The organism is Limosilactobacillus sp. (assembly GCF_051873035.1).
Lineage (GTDB): Bacteria > Bacillota > Bacilli > Lactobacillales > Lactobacillaceae > Limosilactobacillus.
In genome coordinates, this window is the sequence record NZ_JBJEEL010000053.1 from 1 (window position 1) to 7,108 (window position 7,108).

Consider the following 7,108-nt stretch of genomic DNA (forward strand, 5'->3'; position numbering starts at 1 on the left):
TTATCGGCTTATAGCCGATGTGCAAACCACCCGTTTGACGGGTGGTTATGATTAGTTTTCCCTTTAATATGAGTTGAATTTCATATAAGAAAATATATTGCGGTAATATATCTTTCGATAAGTAAGCGCGAGGGGCAATCAATTATTTTGGTGTGAAAAAATTACGGTGAGCGTTGTCCGACGGGCCCTGATCGATTTTATCGGATAATGAGGTAAATTGTTTTAACTCCTTTAGTGAGGTAAATCGTCTTTCAACCACAACATATTGTGCTAACAAAGTCAATACTTTCTACAAATTGTATTTGTGCTAGTATAGTAACTGTTAAATTTGAAAGGGGATAAGGAGAATGAAGGTCCAAATTATTGATAAAAAAGACTTAAATAACCTAGCAGAGATGAAGGTTATCAAACGCGATGGGACTTCAACCTCCTTTTATGCGTACAAAATTAACCTGGTCTTAGACGCCCTCAAGGCCGATGAGGCAACCCGGCATAGCGTCGACCTGGCAATTTTTAATGCATTAGTTGATAAACATGAGGTCCAAACGACCACCATCGCTGATTTATTTGTTAAGGGACTCCGGGAGGCCGGCCATGATGACCTGGCCCAGCGTTTCCTTGACTACCGCCAACAAGATGAAAAGGAATTTGCGGAGGCCACTAATCCACAGCATAAGCTCGAACAGCTTTTTGGCCGTAAGGATACGGTGGTCCATGAAAATGCTAATAAGGATAGTAAGGTTTTTAACACCCAGCGGGACCTGGAAGCCGGTGTAGTCAGCCGGGCACTGGGCCTGCGGATGCTGCCACAAATAGTTGCCAAGGCCCACCTGCGTGGTGATATTCACTGGCACGACTTAGATTACTCACCAGTGACTCCCGAGACGAACTGCTGCTTGATCGACTTTGATGAGATGTTCAAGCACGGTTTTAAGATTGGTAATGCCTGGGTATCTTCTCCCCGGTCTATCCAGACGGCAACGGCACAGATGTCACAAATCATTGCTAATGTAGCCTCCCTACAATACGGTGGTTGCTCGGCCAACCGGATTGACCAGTTGCTTGAACCATATGCCAAGATTAACTACGAAAAGCACATGAAGGATGCGGAAGAATGGATCGCTCCTGATAAGCGGGAAGCCTTTGCCAAGGAAAAGACCAAGAAGGATATCTATGATGCCATGCAGGCCCTAGAATATGAGATCAATACCCTTTACTCTAGTCAGGGGCAAACACCATTTACTACCATTAACTTTGGCCTGGGGACTAGCTGGATTTCACGGGAAATTCAAAAGGCAATTCTTCAGATCCGGATTAAGGGCTTGGGAAAGGAACACCGGACGGCGATCTTCCCGAAGTTGATCTTCACCCTTAAGCGGGGACTAAACCTCAACCCGGGGGACCCTAACTATGACATTAAGCAACTGGCTTTGGAATGTTCTACTAAGCGGATGTACCCTGACCTGTTGATGTATGACAAGATCAAGGAGATTACGGGTAGCTTTAAGACCCCAATGGGTTGCCGGTCCTTCTTACAGGGCTGGAAAGATCCCGAAACTGGCAAGGAAGTTAATTCCGGACGGATGAACCTGGGAGTCGTTACCGTTAACCTACCGCGGATTGCCCTGGAAGCCCACGGTGATAAGAAGCTTTTCTGGGAAATTTTCAAAGAAAAGATGGGAATTTGTAAGATTGCCCTGGATTACCGGATCAAGCGGACCAAAGAAGCCAAACCCGAAAATGCACCACTGCTGTACATGTACGGTGCATTTGGCAAACGGTTGAAGCGAACCGACAGTGTTGATGAGGTCTTTAAGAACAGCCGGGCTACGGTTTCTTTGGGTTACATCGGCCTATACGAAGTCTGCACCACCTTCTACGGTCCTAACTGGGAACACAATAAGGAAGCACATGACTTTGCGGTTTCAATTACCAAGGCCATGCACGACCTATGTGCGAAGTGGGAAGCCGAAGAGGGCTACCACTTCAGCCTATATTCCACACCGGCGGAATCCCTAACGGATACCTTCTGCCAAGATGATATTAAGAAGTTCGGCCGGGTCGAAAACGTTACTGACAAGGAATACTACACCAATAGTTTCCACTATGATGTTCGTAAGCACCCCACCCCGTTTGAGAAGTTGGAATTTGAAGAAGACTTCCCATACCAAGCAGCCGGTGGCTTTATCCACTACTGTGAATATCCAAACCTCCGCCAAAACCCGAAGGCCTTAGAAGCGGTTTGGGACTGGGCCTATGACCACGTTGGTTACCTCGGTACTAACACTTCGATTGATCAATGCTTCAAGTGCGGTTTCAAGGGTGAATTTAAAGCGACGGCCCGGGGCTTTAAGTGCCCACAATGTGGTAATTCTGACCCGGCAACCTGTGACGTGGTTAAGCGGACCTGTGGTTACTTAGGTAACCCCCAACAGCGACCAATGGTTCACGGTCGGCATGAGGAAATCATCCACCGGGTTAAGCACATGGACCCACAGATGATTAAGTCCGCCGCGGCCTTTGAAACTTCCCGGCAGATGGATTCACGGGAAGCCCATGCCTCAATTAAGGGTAAGCAGATTTAAAAAGAGGGGTATTTAATGGTAGAACGTGTACAAGAACCTAATAATCCCCGGCCTAAGGAGTGGCTGGCTAAGGACCATTCGCTGCAATATGTTGCTGACTACAAGCCCTTTAACTTTGTTGATGGCGAAGGGGTTCGGTGTAGTGTCTACGTTTCTGGATGTCTTTTTAACTGTCCTGGCTGCTATAACAAGGCGGCCCAAAACTTTCACTACGGTCAGCCCTATACCCAGGAATTAGAAGATCAAATTATGGCGGACTTAAGCCATGATTATGTGCAAGGTTTAACCCTGTTAGGTGGGGAACCATTCTTGAATACGCAGGTCTGTCTTAAGTTGGTTCACCGCCTACGGAAGGAATTTGGCCATGATAAGGATATCTGGTCGTGGACCGGCTACACCTGGGAAGAGTTACAAAAGGAGTCGGCCGATAAGCTGGAGCTCTTGCATAACCTGGATATATTGGTTGATGGTCGCTTCCTACTGGCTAAGAAGGACCTGACCCTCCAATTCCGGGGAAGTTCCAACCAACGGATCATCGATGTTCCCAAGTCGCTTGACCAGGGGAAAGTTGTTATCTGGGACAAGTTAGTTCACTAGGGGGCAGAAGATGTCAACAGTAAAGAAGATGTGGCCAAATGAACCGGACTGGTTGCAAAAGAAGCGGCAATTAGCCCAAGTACTAGGCGGGCGCTTCCCCAAAATTGACCAGCAGGAGAAGTGGCTTCCCTGGCAAACGGCCCCTAGCCAAACAACGGGCTGGTTAGACCACCAGGGTAATTACGTCGCCCAGCCACTTGCAACGGCTGTTAATACCTATTCTGAGTTGCTTCAGGAGAACCTCATGGAAAAGGCGGTCCGATGGCAAGATAACCAACTATTTGCTGCCCACCTCTCGCGGATCGATGCGGGACAGTTTATTTACGTCCCCGATAACTGCGCGTTGCCAGTACCAATTCGGTTAGCGCCACAGGGAATTGCCGCTAATCCCCACAACGTGATTATTGTGGGGGCCAATAGCCAGGTAACAATTGAAGAAACGATGCGTCTTAAGAGCGCCCAGCCACTCTTTGCCGCGACCGAATTGTTGCTGGGTGCCGGGGCCCGGGTAGTTTACCGCCGGGCGGATGAACTGCGGGCACCAGCAATCTATTCAGCAGTGCATGCCTACCAGGCGCGGGGGGCCCAATTATTGACGAGACTGGTCGTGGCCAATGAGGGGGATGTTACGCTGAGCTTGGCTAACTTCCTCGACGGTGCCGCCAGTACTTGGGATAGTTCAGTTCTACTGCAGCCGGGACGGTATGGCCGGCAAGCCTTTCATCCGGTCGTCGACGGCTATGGTGCCGGTAGTCATGCTAGTTTAACTACCTACATTGACCAGTTGACCAGTGACCAGGTAAAGCATGATCAGTTTCAAACGGGGTCGGGTGAGCCCCTACCAGTGACAGGAAAAACCATTACTAAAGCAAAGCAGGATGCGGGGTGGCAGAGTGCCGACCCGTGGTTAAACCGCTATTTTGATTACGCTCAGGTTACAAATGGTGACTATTAAGAATAACCGGACCGTTAATTAGGGGCAATTTACCCCAATTAACGGTCCGGTTTTTAGTTTAATATTACAAATTAGCTCCAAGTTAACTTAGCTGGGAAGCCGATCAGCGCGCCATTGGTATGATATTTTAGTCATTTATTGACTCGTTTGTTACGAATTATTACGGGATAGGAGAAAATTGAAAATCGCTGGTAATTGTGGTGTAACCTCGCGGCGTTATAGTAGTAACCGTTGATTGATATGAATCAATCTTGATGACGAAACAAGTTGAAATAGATTTTAGAAAAGGATGGGATTTTATCTCTATGAAGTTATCTAAACGCGTCGCAAAAGTTACCGCTGCTGTTGCTGGAGTAGTTGCATTGGGAACTATCGCTACTGCTACGAGCGCAAACGCTGACTCAATTTACACGGTGCAAAGTGGCGATACTTTATCCGGTATTTCCTACAAGTTTGGTCACGATTTAACCTTCGTTGACACTTTAGCTTCAACTAATAATATCGCAAACAAGAACTTGATCTACGTTGGTCAAAAGCTCGTTATCAAGGATAACGGTGAAGTTGCTCCGGCAACCCAACAAGAAATTGAAACTCTGCCAAGTTCAAACGGTACGAACACCGCTAGCCAACAAGTCGGTCAAACAACTACTGGCGCCCAGACTAACGGCCAAGTTTCATCAGCTGCTGGTCAAACCCAGGCAGTAGCAGGCCAAGGCCAATCACAAGCTAATGTAAATACTAATACTACTGCTGGTTACACCCAATCAGCTAATGCCGCTGCGATGGGTGGTAACACCACCAGTTCTAGTTCATACACGTCCGCAGTTTCAGGTTCAGAAGCAGCTGCTAAGGCCTGGATTGCCCAACGTGAATCTGGTGGTTCCTACACCGCTACGAACGGCCAATACATTGGTAAGTACCAATTATCCGCTTCTTACTTAAACGGTGACTACTCCGCCGCTAACCAAGAACGGGTTGCTGACCAATACGTTGCTAGTCGTTACGGTTCATGGACGGCTGCCCAATCATTCTGGCAATCACACGGTTGGTACTAAAATTCAACCTGCTTTAACTTAATTCATTCAAATCTTTAAACTATAAAAAGGGGCTGGGAAAACTTTTCCCAGCCCCTTTTTATAGTCTATTTTTAGTTATTCATTAAAACGTCCAGTAATTCACGTGCTGATTCATGCAGTGCTTCCTTGGACTTGTCGTTGCCTAGGTGGGTGTAGATTTCACCGACGTAGACGTTGTCGGCAAAGAGCTTGTTAAAGACCTTGTCAATAATCGGCCGTGTCCGGGCTTCTTCTTGGACGGGACCGAATGGGTTGGCGAAGAAGGTCGTGCTCATCCCCACTTCATCGGTTGTCCCGAGGGCCTTCCGCTTCCCAGCGATAAAGACTTTCTTAGCATCATCTTCATTTTCAAACTGGTGAATGCCGACCTTGTCATCATAGTTATTAGCATAAACCCACATGTCGATTGGGTGGTGCTGAATGATGTTTTCATAGGTATCGGCAGGAATAATTACCCGGGCGTTGGACAATTCAGGGTTGAGGTAGACACCCCGGTCCATGTTGTTGAAGGCAACCGCGCTGGAAAGGTCATCTAGTCGAACGAAGGCCCCAGTTTCGGTTCCTTGGGCGTAAATCTTGCCATCATCGCCGATGGTAAAGCTCCCCATATCATCGAAGATTGTTTCCATATCAACGATCTTGTCGTCAGCAATCTCTTGCATTGCTTCGATTGATTCGGATTTCCCGGCACCGGAGTCACCGAAGAAGACCACGTTCTTTTCTTTACCATTGGTAAACCGGATCCGGAGCATGGAGCCGTGAATTGGTAAACGGCCGTTGTAAATCTGGTGCAGGTTATGCAGGGTCAGGCACATCTTCTTCATGTAGCCGAAGTAAGTGGTCTTATCGGTGTATGGTACTTCACCGACCCAGATATTATTCTTGGTATCGTGGTAGTAGTGTGATACCATCCCTTCAGTCTTGCTCATACCAAAGAGGAGGATAAGGTCAGGCTTTTGTCCCCGAACTTCTTCTGGCCGTGCTAGCTGGAAGAGGTTAGAAAGGGCAATCCCGTTAACGAGGTAGTCGACGTTAAAGTAAATGTAAGCTAAGCTTTCGCCAATCTTAGCAGGGTAGCAGTACCATTGGCCCTTTTGACCGGCAAAGCGTTTAATTGGGTTTTCATCAACAGCGGAGAAGACCCCTTCACGCTTATTACTCTTAGTGTGCATCATCATCGGTGGCCGGAGCATGACGGTATCGATGAAGTCGATGTCCCGCAGCTGGTCGTATCCTTCTGGAATCGGCCAATCATGTTGTTGAACTAACATTGCGGCATTAGAAGCGGCGTTAACTTGCCGGTAGGTTTGGTTAGGGAAGCCCTGCAGCTTTTCTTCTACGACCCGGTAGGCTTCACGGACTAATTCGTTCAAGTGACCATCGATCATCTTAAATTCATTTCCGGCAATTTTACTGTTATTGTAGTTAATTACCGTTACCCGGAGTAGGGACCGGTAAAATGAATAAAGGTCTTCAATGCTGGCCAGAATGTCCTTGGGATCATACTTGTCAAAGGCACTGTCATCATCAATTAAGATCTTCTTTAATACCTGAACATATTGTTCTGCGGAGGCGTTGTCAAAGGCGTCGTCGTCGTATTCAGGATTCTTAGAATCAAGATAGAGCTTGATAATCTCTAATAGTTCATCACTGTTGACCAGTGAATAAGTATCCTTGTAGTATGCTTGACTTAAATTAAGTAGGGCCACCCCACGATCAGTGTTAACGTAGAGGGCCGGCGTGTTAATTTTTGTTTGCTTAGCCATAAATCTCCCGTCCTTTCTTATAGCCTTGCTACCATTATAGTGTATTTTTGAGCAAACGGTGAGAAAAATTTAACATTCCTAAATTTCAAGAATAAGTTAGCCACTGGACTCAAATAAATAATACTGACC

5 protein-coding genes are annotated in these 7,108 nt (G+C 47.1%); 4 read left to right on the forward strand and 1 reads right to left on the reverse strand.

What is annotated here, in order from left to right:
• The first annotated feature begins 347 nt into the window (after positions 1-347).
• The 4 genes from nrdD to ACI31H_RS05125 all read left to right on the forward strand — a co-directional run bounded on the left by nrdD (position 348) and on the right by ACI31H_RS05125 (position 5,192).
• Positions 348-2,585 carry an anaerobic ribonucleoside-triphosphate reductase gene (gene nrdD / locus ACI31H_RS05110; protein WP_439770917.1) on the forward strand — a complete coding sequence of 746 codons (2,238 nt, stop codon included), beginning with the start codon at positions 348-350 and terminating at the stop codon, positions 2,583-2,585.
• Positions 2,586-2,600: 15 nt separating this feature from the next.
• Positions 2,601-3,182, forward strand: a complete 582-nt coding sequence (gene nrdG, locus ACI31H_RS05115; protein WP_439770918.1) for an anaerobic ribonucleoside-triphosphate reductase activating protein — start codon at positions 2,601-2,603, stop codon at positions 3,180-3,182.
• Between the two features lie 10 nt (positions 3,183-3,192).
• Positions 3,193-4,137 carry a SufD family Fe-S cluster assembly protein gene (locus ACI31H_RS05120; RefSeq protein ID WP_439770919.1) on the forward strand — a complete coding sequence of 315 codons (945 nt, stop codon included), beginning with the start codon at positions 3,193-3,195 and terminating at the stop codon, positions 4,135-4,137.
• A 305-nt stretch (positions 4,138-4,442) separates the two neighbouring features.
• Positions 4,443-5,192 carry a LysM peptidoglycan-binding domain-containing protein gene (locus tag ACI31H_RS05125; protein ID WP_439770920.1) on the forward strand — a complete coding sequence of 250 codons (750 nt, stop codon included), beginning with the start codon at positions 4,443-4,445 and terminating at the stop codon, positions 5,190-5,192.
• A gap of 92 nt (positions 5,193-5,284) precedes the next feature.
• Here the strand turns inward: ACI31H_RS05125 and ACI31H_RS05130 are convergent, their stop codons facing one another.
• Complete coding sequence (locus tag ACI31H_RS05130; RefSeq protein WP_439770921.1) at positions 5,285-6,979, reverse strand: phosphoenolpyruvate carboxykinase; 1,695 nt, start codon at positions 6,977-6,979, stop codon at positions 5,285-5,287.
• Between the last annotated feature and the right edge of the window lie 129 nt (positions 6,980-7,108).